Raw genomic sequence first — 19,599 nt, forward strand, 5'->3', positions numbered from 1 at the left:
AAGAGCGCGACGACGCTACGGCGTGGCGAACCGTCCGCTGCTCTCTACGCGGCGGTTGTGGACGGCCTCGCCGGTCGTCTGGTCGAACACGTGGACCATCTCCGGCGGAATCCTGACGACGACGGTGGAGCCCTCCTCGACCGCACGCGGTTCCTCCGTGACGGCGACCAGATCGTCCTCCGTCCGGTCGTCCGAGAACGACAGGTGGACGATGTTCTCGTTACCCATCGGTTCGACGACGGTCGCGACCATCTCGAACTCGTGGCCGGAGTCGTCGCCGACGCGCGCCCTCGGCAGCACCTCGATGTCCTCCGGACGCACGCCGACGACGGCGTCATCGACGCCCTCGGTCGCCGCGATGATGTCGTCGTCGAGTTCGTAGTTCAGGGTGTCGCCGACGAACGTCGCCCCCGATATCCGCCCGTGCAGGAAGTTCATCGAGGGCTCCCCGATGAACTCGGCGACGAACAGGTTCGACGGCTCGTGGTACAGTTCCAGCGGTTCGCCCAACTGCTGGAGTTTGCCGTCGTTCATCACGGCGATGCGGTCGCCCATCGTCATCGCCTCCGTCTGGTCGTGCGTGACGTACACCGTCGTGACGCCAAGTTGCTCCTGTAGCTGCTGGAGTTCGGTGCGCATCTGCGCCCGGAGCTTCGCGTCCAGATTCGACAGCGGCTCGTCCATCAGGAACACTTCCGGGTCCCGTACGATGGCGCGACCGAGCGCGACACGCTGCTGTTGCCCGCCGGACAACTGACCGGGCTTTCGGTCGAGCAGGTCTACGATGCCCATCATCCCCGCAACCTCTTCGACGCGCTCGGAGATATCGGCGTCCGACATCTCCGTCGACTCCTCCAGTCCGAAGGACATGTTGCGTTCGGCCGTCAGGTGCGGGTACAACGCGTAGGACTGGAACACCATCGCGATGTCTCGATCCTGCGTCTTGACGTCGTTCAACACCCGGTCGCCGAGTCGAATCTCGCCGTCCGTCACCGTTTCGAGGCCGGCGATCATCCGGAGCGTGGTGGACTTCCCGCATCCGGAGGGGCCGACGAGGACGAGGAACTCGCCGTCCGCGATGTCGATCGAGACGTCTTCGACCGCGACGACCTCCGACTCGCCGTCGCCGAACACCTTCGTCACGTCGTCGAGTGCCAGTCGGGACACGGTCAGACCGTCACCTCCCGTTCGGATTCGAAGCGACGGTTGTGGAGCGCTTCGCCGGTCCGCGCGTCGAACACGTGGACCGTCTCGGGGTCGATACCGACGATCACTCGCATCCCCGGTTGGGGGTCGTCGGTGCCGCCGACGACGGCTTGCAAGAGGGTCTCCGTGCCCGTCTCGTCGACGGGGTTGAGGTAGACGATGTTCTGATTGCCGTGCGGTTCGACGACAGCCACCTCCATCAGGAACTGGTGGTCGTCGAGCGTCGCCTCGGCTCCGTCGCGGGCGGGGTGGAGTTCGACGTCCTCGGGGCGGACGCCGAGCACCACTTCGGAGGCGCCGTCGACGTGCTCTCGAATCTGCTCGTCGAACGGGTACTCGATGTGCTCGCCGCGGTAGACGCCGTCGTCGTACGTTCCCTCGAGGAAGTTCATCATCGGCTCGCCGATGAAGCCGGCGACGAACCGGTTCGCCGGGGCGTGGTACAGTTCCAGCGGTTCGCCGACCTGCTGGAGTTCGCCGTCGTTCATCACGGCGATGCGGTCGCCCATCGTCATCGCCTCCGTCTGATTGTGCGTGACGTACACCGTCGTGACGCCGAATCGGTTCTGGAGCCGTTGGAGTTCGGTGCGCATCTGCGCCCGGAGCTTCGCGTCCAGATTCGACAGCGGCTCGTCCATCAGGAACACTTCCGGGTCCCGTACGATGGCGCGGCCGAGGGCGACGCGCTGTTGCTGTCCGCCCGAGAGTTCGTCGGGTTTACGGTCGAGGAGGTTCGCGATACCGAGCATCTCTCCGATCTCTTCGACGCGCTCGTCGCGCTCCTCGGCCGTGTACCCCTCCTCCTCTTCGAGGCCGAAGCGCATGTTCTGTCGGACGGTCATGTGCGGATACAGCGCGTAGTCCTGGAACACCATCGCGATGTCCCGGTTCTGCGGGACGCGGTAGTTCATGTGGTCGCCCGCGATGTAGATGTCGCCGGAACTTTCGGACTCCAGCCCGGCGAGACACCGAAGCGTGGTGGACTTCCCGCATCCGGAGGGGCCGACGAGGACGAGGAACTCTCCGTCCTCGATGTCGAGGCTCAGCCCGTCGACCGCCGTCGTGCTTCCGAACCGCTTCGTCAGGTTGTCGATCTCGATTTCTCCCATGATTATCCACTCTCCGTCTGCAGACCCTTAGCGAACTGTTCGGCGAAGGCGACGTAAATGATGAGCGTCGGGATGGCGGCCAGGAACGACGCCGACATCCGAATCCCGAAGTCGATACCCGACGTCGAGGCGCCGACGGCCGGGAGGATGAGCGTGACCGGTGCCTCGGGCGTGTCCGCGCCCGTGACCAGCGTGAACGCGAAGAGGAACTCGTTGTAGATCTGGGTGAACTGGTAGATGAAGACGACGCCGAACATCGGCTTCGAGATGGGCAGGACGATGCGCCGGTATATCTTCGTGATGGACGCGCCGTCGATCTTTCCCGCCTCGACGAGCGAGTTCGGGAGGCTCTGGTAGTACGACCGGAACAGTATCGTGCAGATCGGAATCCCGTAGGCGATGTGAGTGATTATCAGCGGTACGAGGTTCGCGTGGTACCCCTGCAGGAACGGGAGCGTCTGGAACAGGGGGGTGATCATCGACGCGAGCGGGAAGATGTTGTTCCAGAACCGCGACAGCGGCACCAAGACGGCTTGGTACGGCATGAAGATGCCGATGAGGAACAGCGCCAGCATCAGGATCTGGGCGCGCCAGTCGACCATCGTGAGCCCGTAGGCGGCCATGCTCCCTAACAGGACGCTACCGAGCGTCGCCGGGATGGCCATGAAAAGCGAGTTGAAGAACGCCCCCGAGAGCCTGTCGAACGCGAACCGGAGGTTCCCGAGCGTGAATCCCTCTCCTGTCGGCGGCACGAGCGGTATCGACCGGGCGACGGCTTCGTTCGTCTTCAGCGCCGTCATCAGGCCCGTCTCCAGCGGTGCGAGGAAGAAGCCGATGAAGAGTATCACCAGCGTATACTGGGCGATTCGACCGAGGTTCCAGTCCTCGACGAACGAGGCGACGTCGATTCCGCCGTCAGAGGTTGATTGCGACATGTTCAGAGACTCCCTTGCTTGTACTGGTAGTAGAGGTACGGTGCGATGACTCCCAGCGCCAAGAGGAGCAGGTAGGTGGCGATGGCGGCCGAGTAGGCCCACTTACCGAACTTGAACGCCTGCCGAACCATCAGCGTCGCGAGGATGTCGGTGCCGTTCGGAGGGCGGTACCGGCCCGTGAGCGCGTACAGGAACGTGAACGCCTTGAGGGCGAACACCATCAGGATGACGGCGGCGCTGACCGACGACTCCTTGAGTTGCGGGATGATGATGCGAAGGTACGTCTTGACCGTGCTCGCGCCGTCGACGCGAGCAGCCTCGAACTGGTCGTCCGGGAGCGACTGGAGTCCGGCGAGGTAGACGACCATCGTGTACCCGCTGAACTGCCAGATGAGCGCGAATATCACCGACCCGAGCGCGATGGACGGGTTTCCGATCCAGTCTATCGGCTCGAAGCCGAGCGCGGTCACGATGATGTTGAGAAGCCCGTTCTGTTGGTTGAACATCCAGAGCCACATCTGCGCCGTGACGACGAACGAGAGACTCATCGGGAGCAGATAGATGGTCTGAATCTTGTCCTTGTACCGGATGCCGTGGTCCAAAAGTACCGCCAAGAACAGACCGAGAAGCAGACAGACCGTCGTGAATACGACGAGGAGCACGAAGTTGTTCTGCGCGGCCTGCCTGAAGGCGTCGCTAGCCAACGCCTGTCGATACATCTCGAAGTCCAGAGTGCTGTAATCCGGCGGAGTCAGTCCTTTCGCGTCGGTCAGGGAGATTGAGAGGTTGAACCCGATGCCGCCGTACACGGCGATTCCCATGATGAGGAACGGAATCCCCCAGTACGGCGACGACCGGACGAAGTCGCTGTTCAGGAAGTACCTGAGCTTCCTCTCCCAGCCCACCTCCTCGGACGACGACGAGGTCGTTTCGGTCGTTTCGGTCGTACCCATCGGTAAGAGTGTTCAGGTCCGTCGTAATAAATTGTGTTGTTAGTGTGATTACGCTATCCCGAGACGGCTTTGAGGAGCGCATCCGCGGCCGCGTTGACGTCGTACGGACCCATCATGTGTTCGCTCATCGCCGTCTTGCAGTTACCCATCTGCTCCGGCGGGACTGCCAGTCCGTGCGCGATGGTCGGCGGGTACTTCTCCGAACTGGTGAGGTCCTTGTACGTCATGGCGATGAAGTCGCTCAGTTCGCTCGGGTCGATGTCGGTTCGAAGCGGAACCGAACCTTTCAGGTTGTTGAAGGCTATCTGCGCCTTCTTCGTGCCGACGAACTTCTCCCACGCGATGGTCTCCTCCTTGGAGGGGTTGTTCATCGGCGCGACGATGGAGTCGAGGTGGTAGCAGTACACGCCCTCCGTGCCCGGGAACGGAATCCACCCCCAATGCTCCTGATAGTTGAACGAATCGTTCGAGCGGAACTGCCCCGCCAGCCAGTTGCCTTGGTGCATGCAGGCGACTTCGCCGTTTATCATCTTCCCGCCCACGTCGGTGAAACTGACCGAGGAAGCGTCCGAGGTGATGTAGTTCTGCTGGATATCCTTGACCGTCTTCAGCGCTTCGACGATCTTCTGTTTGTCTCCGTTCCCCTCGATGAACTTCGTGTACGCGTCGACGCCGGACTGGCTCATGAGGACCTGCGCCCAGAGTTGGAGCACTGTCCACGGCGCCTTCATCGCCTGACCCATCGGCGTCACGTCCGTCTCCTCCTGAATCGTCTTGAGCGCCGACAGCAACGCGTCCATCGAGTCGAGGCTCTTCGGGTCGACGCCGGCGTCCTCGAACACCTTGATGTTGTAGAACAGGTTGTTCATCCGGTGGGACCCCAGCGGGACGGTGGGCATCTTGTCGTTGAAGGTGCAGAGTTCGACGGCTCGGTCCTGCATCACGTCCTTGTACCCCTCGGCCTCCCAGACGTCCTTCTCGAGGTCCATGAGGTGACCCCGATAGCGCTCTAAGTTGTTCCCCGGCCAGTTGGCGAAGGAACTCATCGGGTTGTTGTTCACCATCCGGCGGAGGATGGTCGCGTTCAGATTGACGTTCGCGCTCGCCCCGACGGCCTGAAAGTTCGTCTCCATGTCGGGGTACTCCTCGTTGAACGCCTCGATGAGGGCGCTCACCGCGGCTTCGCCGTCGCCGCCGGACCAGCCGTGGAGCACTTCGAGCGTCTCGTTCCACTCTCCGCTGCCGCCGCCGCCGCTTCCGTTCGTCGTGCCGCCTTCTCCCCCGCCGTTCCCGCCGGCACAGCCCGCCAACCCGGCGGCGAGTCCGGTGCCGAGCGCGGCTATATACGTCCGTCTGTCCGTTTCGGGACCTGCGTCATGTTTAACCATGTACTACCGCCTGTTAGTTGAGAGATATTAAACCCACCGAAAGAAGTAATTGTTTATTCAAATAAGAAGGTGTAATTAATGGGGAGAGCGGCCGTGCCCATCGGCACTTCTCTCCGTGACTCGGCGGGCGGCCCGGCGACGCTGCGCCCTCACCACGGCCGGCCGTCGTCCGCGGGCTGGACGGTCTTCACGAAGTCGAACGACCACCGCTGGTTGGCGTCGCCGGTCCAGTCGTACTGGACGACGTCGGCGCCGTCCTCCGTCGAGGCGTTCAGCACGTCCGCCACCTTTCCCGAGTTGACGTTCCGGAGTCTGTACGTGCCGTCGCCGTTCTCCACAATCTCCCACTTCTGCGAGGGACCCGTCCACCACCCCCACTGCTGGAGGCTCGCGCCGTTCGCCGTCGACCCGTCCGTCACGTCGAGCGCGCGGTTGCTGTTCTGGTTGACGATGCGGTACTCGCCGCCGCCGACGTACTCGACCCACCAGCGCTGGCAGGCGCATCCGCTGTTCGACCACTGCCGGACGTTGTCTCCGTCGGCCGTCCCCGCGTCGGCGACCTCCAGCAGTTTCCCGCTGTTTTCGTTCGCGATTCGGTAGATGCCGTCGTCGAGGACGCCGGTGTCGTTCGCGTTCGGCTCCACCGACTGGAGGCTCGGCGTCTTGTCGCCGGCGATGAGAGGCCAGTCGTCCTCGGTCCACTCGACCCTGTCGAGGAAGAACTGCCGCGCGGGGACGTCGTCGACGTACTCCTGATCGTTGCGGTCGTAGGCGTGGTAGACGAACCAGTCCCGGCCGTTATCGTCGGTCGCGATGTCGCCGTGACCCGGCGCGGCGAAGCGACTGTTGGCCGTGAGTTGTGCGACGCCGGCGTTGTTCGCGTCGTAGTTCAGCATGTCGGTCCCGGAGGGGTCGGTGTAGGGGCCGAAGAGACTCTGTGACCGCCCGACCTCTACTTCGTAGGTGCTGCTGTACCCGTCGCAGCACGTCCCGGTCGCGACGAACAGATACCAGTACCCGTTCCGCCGGAAGACGCAGGTCCCCTCGTACGCTTGGCCGGCAACCTGCTGGAGCGTCGACGGCTTCCAGTCCTGCAGGTCGGCGGTGAGTTCCGTCACGTAGATGCCCTGAAAACTCCCCCAGAACAGGTACGGCGTGCCGTCGTGTTCGACGAAGTAGCCGTCGATGCTACCTCCGCCCTCGTGATCGTTGTCGCCGAGTATCTGTCCGTAGTCCGTGAACGGACCGTCGGGCGTGTCCGACTTGGCGAGGCCGATGCCGAACTCGCCGCTCTCCCACGGCCGCGGCGACAGCGAGTAGAACATGACCCACTCGCCGTCGTAATAGTGGATGTCCGGCGCCCAGATGGACCCGTACGTCCACCCCGGTCGCGAATCGAACGCCTCCCCGACGTACGTCCACTCGTGGAGGTTGTCCGACCGGAGTATCGGTATCAGAAGCTCCTCGGAGTCGTTGCTCCCGTCGCTCCGGTCCATGTTCGTCCCGTACGCCCACCACGTACCGCTGTCGTCGCGATGGATGGTCGGATCCGGGAAGTGCGGCCCGTACAGTTCGTTGTGATAGTGCGTCGATCCGTCCGTCGTCGCCGAAACCGTCTCGCTGGCGCGCCCGGCCGCGGCCGTGCCTGCGATACCGGTGCCGATAACTTTCAGAACGCTGCGCCTATCGAACCGTCGCTTGCCATGACTGTCTGTCATGCGTCCCATTACCGTCACGCCAAATACATAATGTTTTTTGAGATAGAAATGGTCTCGAAGCTTCGACAGAAAGGAGAGCAGAGCGAATTTACAACCGTCACGCCCGCGACGGTGTCCACTTCCGGATGGTAGGTTGCCGGTCCAGTCGGCCGATGATGGCGGTGCTGTCGGCCGTCAAGAGGCCAACACGCCAGTCATCTTCCCAGAATTGATGTTCGAAATCAGATACCTCCCCGAGGCACCCCTCGCGTCCGTCGCCAGTGAGGAGAACGTCGTCCCGAAAACGCCTTCTCTCGTCGCCGACCGCGTCTTGAACCGACCGCGATTGGAGCGTCCGAAGTGTGGGGACTTTGGATCAGTCGGTGTTCCCTCTGTTCTCTAGTACAGAACGAACTCGGGCAGTAGGAACGGCGTTCGTTACGGACGTAGGTTCGTAACGGCCTTTGAGGCGGACGAGTCAGTGGTCCGACAGACGGTCCGGACGAGGGGTAGTTTCGAAATAGAGAACGGATTCTTCGTGGTTGATGATGAGTGCGACGACGCTCGTCGCACCGAGAACCTGTTCGGAGAACTCGCCGTGGAGGCCGTCGATCGCGTCGTACAGTTCCCCTCGCGAACCGATGCTCCGGGGTCGCTTCCGTTCGAGGCCGTGTCGCTTGATTACCTCCTCGACGCGCGACTCCGGGAGGTGTCTTCGAACAGGTCGGCTCGTTCGACATCGTTCACCTCACTCTCGGCGAGGGCGATGAGGAGTTGCTCGCGCAAGTACCGGGATCCCGCCACTTCGACCACGGCGATACGATCGGCGTCGCTATCGACCCGGACCGGATCCACCTGTTCGACGAAACCGAAGACGCCGTGTACAACCCGCCACTCCACTCCGAACAACAGGTCAAACAGCTCAGATAGCCCCCTGTACCATTAATAAGAGGTGGCCGACAATACCGTTCGCACTGGCGCGAACCGCACCGCTCGGCCGGCGACACCGGATCGATCTATCGAATCAACGACAGCTCACTGAAACAGAATGAGCGAACACGAGCAGACAACAGACGAGATCAAGCTATCGGACGTCGAAATCGATGACGGGTTCTGGTCTCCCTGGGTGACCCGGAACCGCGACGTGACGATCGAATATCAGTACGAACAGCTCGAAGAATCGGGGACGCTGGAGAACTTCCGCCGCGCCCGCGACGGGAAAGAAGGCGGCTTCCAGGGGATGTGGTTCCAGGATAGCGACGCCTACAAGTGGCTCGAAGCGGCGAGTTACGAGCTCGCGAAGACCGACGATCCTGCTCTTCGAGAGCGGGTCGACGAAGTGATCGAGCTAGTTGCCGCTGCACAGGAGGACACCGGCTACATCAACACGTACTTCCAGCTCGTCGAGCCGGAGATGAAGTGGACGAACCTCAACATCATGCACGAGCTGTACTGTGCCGGTCATCTGATCGAGGCCGCAGTCGCTCACTACGAGGCCACCGGCGAGGAGTCACTGCTCGACGTGGCCATCAACTTCGCTGACCACGTGGACGACGTCTTCGGTGACCGGATCGACGGCGTTCCCGGACACGAAGGGATCGAGCTCGCACTCGTCAGGCTCTATCGGGTTACGGACGACGAGCGCTATCTCGACCTTGCACAGTACTTCGTCGACCTCCGAGGCCACGACGACCGTCTCGAATGGGAACTCGAACACTCCGACGAAATCGGTGGCCACTCGTGGGACGACGGCGCACTCATTCCTGCTGCGGGCGGGGGAAGTCTGTTCCTCGACGAGGACGGCGAGTACGTCGGCACGTACGCGCAGGCCCACGCTCCTGTCCGGGAACAGGAGACAGTCGAGGGACACTCGGTGCGAGCGATGTATCTCTTCGCGGGGGTCACTGACCTCGTGGCGGAGACGGACGATGAGGAGTTGTTCGAGGCGATGAAACGCCTCTGGGAGAATATGACGACGAAGCGGATGTACGTGACCGGGGGCATCGGCCCCGAACGCGAGCACGAGGGCTTCACCGAGGACTACGACCTCAGGAACGAGGATGCCTACGCCGAGACGTGTGCGGCCATCGGGAGCATCTTTTGGAACCAGCGACTGCTCGAACTCACGGGCGAGGCGAAGTACGCGGACGTGATCGAGCGGACACTGTACAACGGGTTCCTCGCCGGCGTCTCGCTGGACGGTACGCGGTTCTTCTACGAGAACCCCCTGGAGAGTTCGGGTGACCACCATCGCAAGGGGTGGTTCACCTGCGCCTGTTGTCCGCCGAACGCCGCGCGCCTGTTCGCGTCGCTCGGACAGTACGTCTACTCGAACGTCGACGGGTCGCTCACTGTCAACCAGTACGTCGGCAGCACAGTGACGACGACCGTCGACGGGACCGAGGTCGAACTCACCCAGTCGAGCTCGCTGCCTTGGTCCGGTGAGGTCACACTCACTGTCGACGCTGACGGGCCGGTCCCGGTCCGCCTTCGGATCCCCGAGTGGACGACCGACGCGTCCGTCTTGATCGACGGAGAGGAAGTCGACCAGAGCGGCGAGGAGTACGTCGAACTCGACGGTGAGTGGGGCGGCGACCGGATCGAGATCCGCTTCGAACGGGAAACCGAACTAGTCCGTGCTCATCCCGCGGTCGAGAGCGATGCGGGCCGAGTCGCCGTCGAACGGGGCCCGCTCGTCTACTGCGCCGAAGCAGTCGACAACGATCGACCACTCCATCAATACGCACTCGCTTCAGACGGCGCTATCGACGCGGAGCACCGCAACGACCTGCTCGATGGAGTGACCATCCTCGAAGCCGATGCGAAGGTGCCGGCGTTGGACGGATGGGAAGGGACGCTGTACCGCCGCGACGACGAGACGGACACCGAGTCCGCACAGCTCACGATGGTCCCCTACTATCTGTGGGACAACCGAGAACCCGGCGAGATGCAGGTGTGGACCCGCGTCGAGTAGCGATCTCGGCGAGGTCAGAGTGAGGACGATGCGCCGGCACATCTTCGTGAGAGACGCGCCGTCTATCTCTCCCGCTCGACGAGCGAGGTCGGGATGCTCTAGTACTACTGTCAGAGTACGTGCAGACCGGAACCCCGTCGGCAATGAGGGTGCGGTTTCGAAATCGAGAACGGATACTCAGTAGTTGATGTTGAGTTCGACGACGTTCGCCGCGCTGAGAACCTGTTCGGAGAACTCGCCGTGGAGATGGTCGTCGCTGACGCGACTCGCGGGGGCGGAGACGCTTATCGCGCCCAACACCTTGTCGGAGGAGGTTTTGACGGGCGCAGCGACGCAGCGCAACCCTTCGAGACGCTCCCCGTCGTCGATGGCGTAGCCGCGTTCGCGGATGTCGTCGATCGCGTCGTACAGTTCCTCGCGAGTGCCGATGCTCCGCGGCGTCTTCCGTTCGAGGCCGTGTTGCTCGATTATCTCCTCGACGCGGGACTCCGGCAGGTGCGCGAGGATGGCCTTTCCCAGCGCCGTGGTGTGGAGGTGAGTGCGCAGTCCGGCGTAGGTGTCTAAGTCCACGGCTTGATCGCCCTTCGAGCGCATCAGGTAGACGCCCATCCCCTGCTCTTCGACCAGCAGATTGGCGAGTTCGCCCGTCTTGGCGGCGATGGACTTCACCTCCGGTTCCGCGACTTGGTAGAACTCCATCGATTTCCGGATGTTGCCGCCGAGTTCGAGGAACTTCAACCCGAGTCGGTAGTCGTCGTCGTCCTTCAACACGTACTGGTGCTTCCGGAGCGTCGAGAGGTGACTGTGCACCGCGCTCTTCCCCATGTCGAGGCTGTCCGCCAACTCGGTCACACCGCAGGGACCACGTTCGGCCAACTCGTTTATGAGGGCGAGGGTCTTCTCGGTGGTCTTCACCGGGTGCTTGGCGTCCATGATTAATCAATAATATCACTCCATTCTCATTAACTTTTCTGTTCTACAAAACGGACGCTGGGCGTACCGGTGGACTGTTCGCCGTGAGGGAACCACCTGTGACCCGACGCGGTGTGCGACGCCCTGCTATCCCTCCTCGGACGAGAGGGAGTGGCGGGGGCGTCTTCACTTGTCGCGGTGGAGTCGTCGGATATCTCTCTCGCCGGAGACAACTCGAAGCCAACGCAGGCGATAGTGCCGCTTTCTGGATATATGTTTTTGTACTTCGATGCCTCTCACAGGAATCGGTCGAACGCTCGGATCCGTGTGGTCGCTTCGCGGCGCGGCGCTTCGGTGCGAACGGGTCGGGCGGTGCCGTGGTTCGTCGCAGTTACTGCCCTCGTCCGGCCGTCTTCCTCCTCAAAATATGTGAGGGATTTACTACCCTCGCCCGGCTTTGGGAGTTCGATGAACACGGGAGTCTGTTACTTTCCCGAGCACTGGGACCGCGAGCAGTGGGAAGCTGATATCGAGCGGATGGCGGAATCGGGGATCGAGTACGTCCGCATGGCCGAGTTCTCCTGGAACCGGATGGAGCCCGAACCGGGGGTGTACGAGTTCGAGTGGTTAGAGGAGGCCGTAAACCTCGTCGGCGACTCCGGGATGAAAGCGGTACTCTGTACGCCCACGGCGACGCCGCCGAAGTGGCTTCTCGACGAGTACCCGAGTATCCGCCAAGAAGGGCGGGATGGTACGCCCCGCGAGTTCGGTAGCCGTCGGCACTACTGCTTTAACTCGCCGGTGTACCGGAGGGAGAGTCGTCGGATCATAGAGAAGATGGCGGCTCGCTTCGCGGACGACGAGTACGTCGCCGGTTGGCAGACAGACAACGAGTTCGGCTGTCACGATACGACGCGTTGCTACTGTGACGATTGCGCTTCGGCGTTCAGGACGTGGCTCCGGGAGAAGTACGACTCCGTCGACGCCCTCAACGAGGCGTGGGGGAACGCGTTCTGGAGCCAAGAGTACGGGTCGTTCGCCGAGGTCGACCTCCCGGGTCCGACGCCCGCGCAGGACCAACACCACCCGTCTCGCCTGTTGGAGTACAAGCGGTTTGCGTCCGACAGTGTCGCGGAGTACAATCGGCTTCACACGGGGATTCTGCGGGAGGCGAACTCCGAGTGGTTCGTCACTCACAACTTCATGGGCAACTTCCCCGACATCGACGCCTTCTCCGTGAGCGAGGATCTGAGCTTCGCGGCCTGGGACTGCTATCCGACGCTCTTCAGCCAGCAGATACCGGATGCGCCGGACCCCGCCTCGGAGGAGGGAGCCACGTTCCAGCGGGTCGGGGACCCGGATATGATCGGTATGAACCACGCACTCTACCGCGGCGCGAGCGACGGGCCATTCTGGGTGATGGAGAGCCAGTCCGGCGACATCCGTGCGTATCCGTATTCGGCGGAACCCGCCGACGGGATGGTCCGACTCTGGTCCCACCAAGCGGTCGCTCACGGCTGTGACGTCGTCTCGTACTTTCGCTGGCGACGATGCCGCTTCGGACAGGAGCAGTACTGGGGCGGACTGAACAACTACGACGGTTCACCGGACCGGGGCCTCGCGGAGGCGACGGAAGCCGCCGAGGACTTCGCGGAACTCCCGAATCTCGATGCGCCGTCCGGGGACGTGGCGATGCTCGTAGATTACGATAGCCTCTGGGCGCTCGAAACCGAACCCCACACGCCCGAATTCCACTACTTCGCGCACCTTCGAGCGTACTACCGAGCGTTTCGCTCCCGGGGCGTGACCGTGGACCTCGTGCCGGCGAGCAGGGACGTGAGCGAGTACGCGGCGGTCGTCGCACCGTCGCTGCACCTCGTCGATCAGGAACTCTCCGAGCGGTTGGCCGAGTACGTTTCCGACGGCGGCGAACTGCTTTTGACGATCCGAACCGCGATGAAGGACGAGTACCACAAACTCCGAGACGAACTCGCACCCGGTCCGCTAGCGGAGCCTCTGGGCGCGCGCGTCGGGCAACACGAGAGTCTCGCACCCGGCCTGGAGAAACGGGTCAGGTACGACGGTGAGACCTACGAGTACAGGACGTGGGCGGAGTGGCTCACCGCGGACGAAGCGACCGTCGTCGGCCGACACGAGACCGGTGTCGCCGAAGGCGAACCGGCTATCGTCAGGAACGACTACGGTAACGGACACGCCGCGTACGCCGGCGTTTGGCCGGAAGCGGAACTCGCCGACGCGATTACGACGACTCTCCTCGAACGGGCCGACGTTCCGTTCGGCGAACGCCTCCCCGAGTTCGTTCGACTCGCCGAACGCGACGGCTACACGTGGGTCCTGAACTTCCGAGCGGAGCCTCTCGAGATTGACCCCGGAAACCGAACCCCGACGCTCGGCGGGACGACGATTCGTGGCCGCGATCTCGCCATCGTTGACGCACCGCCGCACGAGATAGACCTCATTGAGGAAGGGTGACGAACCTTCCCGTCGGCGGTTTTCGCTACCGGAGTGGTGGACCGACTCCGCCCCGGCGATTGTGTAACTTCTTTTGTGAATTCCCACTCGGTTCGAGCGTGCGCGAACCGCACCGACGCTTTCGGGACACGGTAGCGCACAGCACGCCCCTCGGCGGTCAGTCGCCGCGCGTCCCGGTGGTACGGAGTCCCGAGTCCGGGGTTACTTTACGACCGGCTGCGAGCCTCTCGGTATGACGACGAGAGAGACGCTCTCCGTGGATGCGGCCTACGAGGGAGCCGAGTACGCGAACCGGCACTTCCGGTCCGACCTGACCGTCGAGCGAAAGTCGAGCAAGACGGACGTCGTCACGGACATCGACCGGGCGACGCAGCGTCGGGTCGTGTCGGTCATCCGCGACCAGTTCCCGGACGACGCCGTCGTCGGCGAGGAGGAAGACGAGCGAAAGACCGTCCCCGAGGAGGGGTACGCGTGGATAATCGACCCCATCGACGGGACGCAGAACTACACCCGCGGGATGCACGACTGGGTGACCAGCGTCGCCGTCGTCGAGGACGGGACGCCCCTGAGTGCGGTCAACGTCGCCCCGGCGCGCGGGGAGACGTACCGGGCGACGGAGAACGGCACGCGGTGCGACGGACGACCCGTCTCGGTGACCGACGCGACGGACCCCGAGACGTTCGTCGTCGCCCCGACGCTTCGGTGGACGGCCGAGAACGCCGACACCGTCGGGTCGCTCTCGAAGATACTCACCGAACGGTTCGGCGAGGTGCGGCGACTCGGCTCGGCGCAGTTGACGCTCTCGATGGTCGCCTCCGGCGCTCTCGACGCCGCCGTCGCCTTCGACGAGGACCCGAACGCGTGGGACACCGTCGCCGGCGCATATCACGTCACGCAGGCGGGCGGCACCGTCACGGACCTCGACGGCGACCCGTGGCGGCCCCACGCCCGCGGTATCGTCGCCTCGAACGGCCACGCCCACGACGCTCTCCTCGACGCGGTGAACGCGGCCTCCGAGTGAGAGACGGTACCGGCGGTTCGCCAGCGTTCAGGTGAGGGGTGTCGCCTCGCGCTTGTACTCGGCGAACGCCGCCGCGGCCCACGAGACGGCGTCGTCGTCGTCCGTCTCCACGAGAGCGCGCGGTTCGTACTCCTCGTGGGCGACGAACTGCGCCGTGTCGTCGATGAGCGCGACGCCGTAGCGAACCGGTCCCTCGTGGACGTACACCCGGTATCTTCCGGTCGCCGCCATCTCGTCGTACAGCGACGCGTACCGCGATTTCGTCCGGAGCGTCTCCGCCACCTCGGGTTCGACCACGAGTTCCGCCCGCGCCCCGTGGCCGACGATTCGGTCGCGGAGCGTCTCCTGTGCGTGAAGGCCGGTGAACGGCACCGCCATCCGGCACTCGTCCATCTCCTTCAGCGCGCGGACGTGGCGGTTGCGCACCGCGTACGGGTCCGGCGGGTCCGCGCAGAGGAGGTCCGCGTCCGCGAGGCACCGAACGTCCGCGCCGAACTCCTCTCGGGGGACGAACCGCAGAAACGGGGACAGTCGCTCCGTGATTTCGACCACCTCGCGAAACTCCTCGAACGACCGCGCCACGGCGTCGCCGGCCGTCGTAATTCTGTACGTCCGTCCCGACCGCCGGACCCACCCCGCGGCGGCGAGCGTGTCGAGATTTCGCTGGAGCGTCGTCCGAGAGACGTCGACGCACTCCGCGAGTTCGCGCCTGCGGAGCTCCCGACGACGCATCAACTCCACGAGTAGCGTCGCCCGCGCCGTCGAACGCGCCAGAAGCGCGATGCGCTCCACCGCGGCGTCCGCCTCGGTGTCACTCACACTAGCGACGGTATGTCGATGAGTGCCATAAGTGTGAGTAGCTGTCGGAAAACGGAGCGATACCCCGCGTCCGAAGCCGTATTCCAGTCCGACGGACCCCGACCGGACCCGAACGCCGACCGAAAGATGCGGAAGGCCGAGAGCGGATCAGAAGCTGTTGTTCCGGACGGTCGAGGGAGAGACTATCCGCTCGTCGAGGTACACTTCCACGTTGTACGAGGAATCGCCCGGGTCGAGGCTCAACTCCTCGACCGATCCGCAGAAGAGGTAGCGGTCGCCGAGGTATGTCAGCCCGCCAGCGTCCTCGGGGAGCGGTCCCGTCTCGTCGGCGGCGGTGAGAGTCCCGTCGTCGTTTTCGACCGGTTCGTCGTCGTCGTCGGCGGCGAAGTTCCCGCCCACGGTGTCGGGGTTCAACGTACCCTCCATCTGGATGGTGTACTCGGTGGGACCGTTGGCCGCGATGGTGAAGAGGTTCAACTCTCCCTCCTCGGTCTGCCACTCCGGTACGTCGGAGGGTGCCACCGGGTCGCCGTTGTAGTAGACGTTCACGTCGTAGCCGGAGTCTTCCACGTCGAACTGCATGTACCCGAACGTTCGGTATCGGTCGCCGAGGTACGTCGTCCCGCCGGCGTCCTCGGGTAACGGCCCCGTGACGTCCGTGATGGCCGCGTTGTACGGACCCGGCCCGTCGCCGGGTTCGTCGTCCTCGTCGGCGGAGAAGTCGCCCCCCACCGTGTCGGCCTCCAACGTCCCGTCGACGGTGAACTCGTACTCCACCGGCCCGTTGGCGGTGACCATCAACGTGTGGACGTCGTCCGATCCGTCAGATCCCCCCGCCGCGACGCTTCCGACCGGGAGACTCGCCGCCCCCAGTCCGACGACGGCCGCCTTCATCGCCGTCCGACGGTCGAACGCCGCGCCCCTCGTCCCCAACTCGGGGAGACCGTCCGCTCTCCTCGATTGCTTGTCTTTGTCTGTCATACCACTTACTGATGACAACGCCGAGACAGATAACTGCTCCCGGCGTTCGTCGTGCACGGCGTGCACGGTGACCGCGGGGTGAACACCGTCGAAGGCGTGCGAGCGCGCGACTTCCCTCTCGCGGTGACGAAAAAGGAAAAATATTCTCCTGCGGCGCGGGCGCGTCTCGGCCGGGTCAGAATCGGTTCTCGCGGACGACCTCCGGGTCGACCGGCTTCTCGTCGAGGAAGACGTACGTCTCGTGGGACGAGTCGCTCAGTTGGAGGTCCAACGTCTCGACGGACCCCGAGAACAGGTACCGGTCCCCGAGCACGGTCGTCGCGCCGGCATCCGCCGGAAGCGGTCCCGTCGTGCCCGCGGCGGTGAACGTCCCGTCGTCGTTCTCCGTCGGCGCGTCGTCGTCGTCCGCCGAGAAGTTCCCGCCCTTCCGGTCGGGCGTCATCTCCGGTTCGACCTGCAGTTCGTACGACGTGGGGCCGTTCGCCGCTATCGTCACCGTGTGCAGGCTGGGGTCCGTCAACTGCATGCGGTTCAGTTCCTCTGGTGTTACGAGCGTCTCGTCGATGTAGACGTTCGCCTCGTAGTCGGGGTGCGCATCGAGGGTGAGGTGGACGTAGTAATCGACGAGAAACCGGTCGCCGTGGAACGCTGTCCCGCCCGCGTTCTCCAACGTCGGCCCCGTCTCGTCTTTCACCGTGTAGACGCTGGGACTGTTCTCGACGTAGTGCGGTTCGTCGTCCTCGTCGGCGGAGAAGTCGCCGTGCTCCGTGTCCGCCTCCATCGTCCCGTCGACGGTGAACTCGTACTCCAACGGCCCGTTCGCCGTTATCATCAGCGAGTGCAGGTCGTCGGACTGGGCGTCCGTCCGCGACGACGCCGCGGCGGTTCCCCACGGAAGCGTCACCGCGCCGAGTCCGGCGACGGCCGTCTTTATCGCCGTCCGCCGGTCGAACACGACTCCCGACGAGTCGCCGTGCGGGTTCGCGCTGTCCTCCGCAGCCGTCCGAAGGTCGTCGCGTGTCATTGGTCCGCCATAGCTAACAGCCTCTGGACATATAACGCTGTACGGCAGTCCCAGTCCGGCCGAAGTGACGGTCCCGACCTGCAGGCATTCGAAAGTTAAAACAACCGTCGAGACGTACCCACACCTACCGATCCGTGGCCTCGCTATCCGACCGAGGCCCCGTCCTGCGATTCTCCCTCCTGCTCCCTCCAGAAATATACTGCGCGTGATATTTATCGCGTCCGCCGCGTTCGCAGGCTACGACGGCCGACCGATTCCGACTCGCCCGCGGACTCGGTCCGGGGGAGCGTCGGCCGCCGCTTACAACTGCGCGACCAGTCGGCCGAACCCCCGGTCGTCGCCGTCCGAGGTGCGTTCGACGACGAACAGTCGGCACCGGGCCTCGGGGCCGTCCTTACTAATCCCGCGAGCGACGAATGTGTCCCTTAACTCCACTTTAACGCAGGATTGAGTGTCCGTCCCGCCGAGTCGCCAGCGCGGGCCGCCGCGGGACGCGGTCGAAGCGAGAACTGGCCGTCTTCGGCGGAGAAGCCTCGGAGATCTCGAACAGCGCTCGGCTGTGCGCGAGAGGCCCTCCAATATTTCAGGGTTAATAGGTCTTATGCACTCTATTTCGCACGAAAGCACTTATTCCGCCCGCGGTAATGCTCTCGAAAGGATGGACAGAACGGCCGCGACGGGCGAGGCGAGTCGAACGGTACCCGAAGAGACCGGGCGGACAGACGCGCTGATAGTGATTCCGGCGTACAACGAGGCGGCGACCATCGGGAGCGTGGTACTGGAGGCGCGGACCGTCGCGGAGGAAGTTCTCGTGGTGGACGACGGGAGCACGGACGCGACGGCAGAACTCGCCGCGGCGGCGGGCGCGCGCGTCATCCGACACGACACCAACCGGGGGAAGGGGACGGCCATCGAGAACGCCTTCGAGTACGCCCGCGAGAACGACTGGCAGTATCTCGTCCTCTTGGACGGCGACTGGCAACACCGGCCGAAGGAGGCCGACGCGTTGCTCACGGCGTGCGCGGAGGGGCCCGCCAACATCGTCATCGGGAGTCGGTACCTCGACGGGAATCGAGGCGAGACGGCCCTGTACCGCCGCGTCGGCCAGCGAGTCCTCGACGGCATCACCGAAGCGAACACGGGGTACTCCGTCACCGACTCCCAGTCTGGCTTTCGCGCGTTCGACCGAACCGCAATCGAGACGGTGGCGGTGACCGACGCCGGATTCGGCGTCGAATCTCAGATGCTCGAGTCGGCCAGCGAACGCGGCCTGACGGTCGACGAAGTGCCGATATCCGTCAACTACGACGTTCCCGACCCGAACACGTCGAACCCCGTCCGTCACGGCTTCTCCGTCGCGGTGCGACTCCTCCGGACGGGCGGCATCCGCTACCCCCGGTTCTTCCTCGGCGCGCCCGGTGCGCTACTGGCGGTAGTCGGGTTCGTCGGCGTCTGGTGGACCGTCACCGCCGAGGCGACGTGGACGCTCTCGCTTCTCGTCGGACTCCTCCTCAGTTCGCTCCTCTGTCTCTGCGGCGTCGTCCTGACGACGATGTCCGTGCGGACGACGCGCGCCGGACGACACTGACCCGCCCTCGCGGGAGAGACGAAGCACATTTCCGGGCGGCGCGAGGGGAGTTCGGTATGTCCGACCTTCGCGCGCACCACACCGGCATCACCGTCGACGACCTCGACCGCTCCGTGGAGTTCTACGGCGACGTGCTCGGGTTCGACGTCCTCGACCGCTTCACCGTCTCGGGCGACGCCTTCGCCACCGCCGTCGGCGTGGACGGTGCGACGGGACGGTTCGCTCACTTGGACGCCGACGGTTCCCGAGTCGAACTCGTCGAGTACGACCCCGCCGGGGAGGACGTTCCGACCGATGAGGTTAACCACTCCGGCGCGAAGCACCTCGGTTTCGCCGTCGAGGACGTCGACGCGTTCTACGAGTCGCTTCCCGACGGGGTGGAGACGCTGAGCGAACCGCAGACGACCGAAAGCGGGTCGCGCATCTGCTTTCTCCGCGACCCCGAATCGAACCTCGTCGAGATAATCGAAGCCTAAGCGCCGTCGGAACCGACCGGGCA

The 19,599-nt window shown here is 64.0% G+C and carries 15 protein-coding genes and 1 pseudogene; 6 read left to right on the plus strand and 10 right to left on the minus strand.

What is annotated here, in order from left to right; genetic code table 11:
- Nucleotides 1-15: 15 nt before the first annotated feature.
- The 6 genes from BLS11_RS16085 to BLS11_RS16110 form a co-directional block, all read right to left on the minus strand.
- Nucleotides 16-1,167 carry an ABC transporter ATP-binding protein gene (locus BLS11_RS16085; protein ID WP_092538802.1) on the minus strand — a complete coding sequence of 384 codons (1,152 nt, stop codon included), beginning with the start codon at nt 1,165-1,167 and terminating at the stop codon, nt 16-18.
- Between the two features lie 2 nt (nt 1,168-1,169).
- On the minus strand, nt 1,170-2,315 hold the full coding sequence (locus BLS11_RS16090; RefSeq protein ID WP_092538803.1) for an ABC transporter ATP-binding protein: 1,146 nt from the start codon (nt 2,313-2,315) through the stop codon (nt 1,170-1,172).
- Nucleotides 2,316-2,317: 2 nt separating this feature from the next.
- Entirely contained in the window at nt 2,318-3,250 is a 933-nt protein-coding gene (locus BLS11_RS16095; RefSeq protein ID WP_092538804.1) for a carbohydrate ABC transporter permease, read from the minus strand.
- A 2-nt stretch (nt 3,251-3,252) separates the two neighbouring features.
- On the minus strand, nt 3,253-4,203 hold the full coding sequence (locus BLS11_RS16100; RefSeq protein WP_092538805.1) for a carbohydrate ABC transporter permease: 951 nt from the start codon (nt 4,201-4,203) through the stop codon (nt 3,253-3,255).
- Nucleotides 4,204-4,256: 53 nt separating this feature from the next.
- Nucleotides 4,257-5,591, minus strand: coding sequence for an ABC transporter substrate-binding protein (locus BLS11_RS16105; protein ID WP_092538806.1), 1,335 nt, complete (start codon nt 5,589-5,591; stop codon nt 4,257-4,259).
- A 149-nt stretch (nt 5,592-5,740) separates the two neighbouring features.
- Nucleotides 5,741-7,309 carry a family 43 glycosylhydrolase gene (locus BLS11_RS16110; protein ID WP_092538807.1) on the minus strand — a complete coding sequence of 523 codons (1,569 nt, stop codon included), beginning with the start codon at nt 7,307-7,309 and terminating at the stop codon, nt 5,741-5,743.
- 711 nt (nt 7,310-8,020) lie between these two features.
- On the opposite strand from BLS11_RS16110, the pseudogene BLS11_RS19095 reads away from it, so the two are divergent.
- Both BLS11_RS19095 and BLS11_RS16120 read left to right on the plus strand, forming a co-directional pair.
- Nucleotides 8,021-8,218 (plus strand): annotated as a pseudogene (locus BLS11_RS19095) (hypothetical protein); the annotation flags it as partial.
- 118 nt (nt 8,219-8,336) lie between these two features.
- Nucleotides 8,337-10,262 (plus strand): glycoside hydrolase family 127 protein, encoded by a 1,926-nt coding sequence (locus BLS11_RS16120; RefSeq protein WP_092538809.1) that lies wholly within the window; start codon nt 8,337-8,339, stop codon nt 10,260-10,262.
- Nucleotides 10,263-10,439: 177 nt separating this feature from the next.
- Here the strand turns inward: BLS11_RS16120 and xacR are convergent, their stop codons facing one another.
- Nucleotides 10,440-11,195 (minus strand): HTH-type transcriptional regulator XacR, encoded by a 756-nt coding sequence (xacR, locus tag BLS11_RS16125; RefSeq protein WP_092538810.1) that lies wholly within the window; start codon nt 11,193-11,195, stop codon nt 10,440-10,442.
- A 447-nt stretch (nt 11,196-11,642) separates the two neighbouring features.
- On the opposite strand from xacR, the gene BLS11_RS16130 reads away from it, so the two are divergent.
- Both BLS11_RS16130 and BLS11_RS16135 read left to right on the plus strand, forming a co-directional pair.
- Entirely contained in the window at nt 11,643-13,667 is a 2,025-nt protein-coding gene (locus tag BLS11_RS16130; protein ID WP_092538811.1) for a beta-galactosidase, read from the plus strand.
- A 232-nt stretch (nt 13,668-13,899) separates the two neighbouring features.
- A complete protein-coding gene (locus tag BLS11_RS16135) occupies nt 13,900-14,688 on the plus strand; it encodes an inositol monophosphatase family protein (protein WP_092538812.1) in 789 nt (262 codons plus the stop codon).
- Nucleotides 14,689-14,715: 27 nt separating this feature from the next.
- Here BLS11_RS16135 and BLS11_RS16140 read toward each other — a convergent pair whose 3' ends face one another.
- The 3 genes from BLS11_RS16140 to BLS11_RS16150 form a co-directional block, all read right to left on the minus strand.
- The gene (locus BLS11_RS16140) at nt 14,716-15,507 is read right to left on the minus strand and encodes a helix-turn-helix transcriptional regulator (RefSeq protein ID WP_092538813.1); all 792 of its coding nucleotides are present in this window, start codon (nt 15,505-15,507) and stop codon (nt 14,716-14,718) included.
- A 147-nt stretch (nt 15,508-15,654) separates the two neighbouring features.
- Nucleotides 15,655-16,488: a hypothetical protein gene (locus tag BLS11_RS16145; protein ID WP_092538814.1), complete on the minus strand. Its 834-nt coding sequence runs from the start codon at nt 16,486-16,488 to the stop codon at nt 15,655-15,657.
- A 175-nt stretch (nt 16,489-16,663) separates the two neighbouring features.
- Nucleotides 16,664-17,512 carry a hypothetical protein gene (locus BLS11_RS16150; RefSeq protein ID WP_092538815.1) on the minus strand — a complete coding sequence of 283 codons (849 nt, stop codon included), beginning with the start codon at nt 17,510-17,512 and terminating at the stop codon, nt 16,664-16,666.
- A 658-nt stretch (nt 17,513-18,170) separates the two neighbouring features.
- Between BLS11_RS16150 and BLS11_RS16155 the strand changes: the two genes are divergently transcribed.
- Nucleotides 18,171-19,100, plus strand: a complete 930-nt coding sequence (locus BLS11_RS16155) for a glycosyltransferase family 2 protein (RefSeq protein ID WP_175454477.1) — start codon at nt 18,171-18,173, stop codon at nt 19,098-19,100.
- A 56-nt stretch (nt 19,101-19,156) separates the two neighbouring features.
- Entirely contained in the window at nt 19,157-19,576 is a 420-nt protein-coding gene (locus BLS11_RS16160; RefSeq protein ID WP_092538817.1) for a VOC family protein, read from the plus strand.
- Nucleotides 19,577-19,599 lie beyond the last annotated feature (23 nt).

The sequence above is a fragment of the Halopelagius longus genome (assembly GCF_900100875.1).
GTDB lineage: Archaea > Halobacteriota > Halobacteria > Halobacteriales > Haloferacaceae > Halopelagius > Halopelagius longus.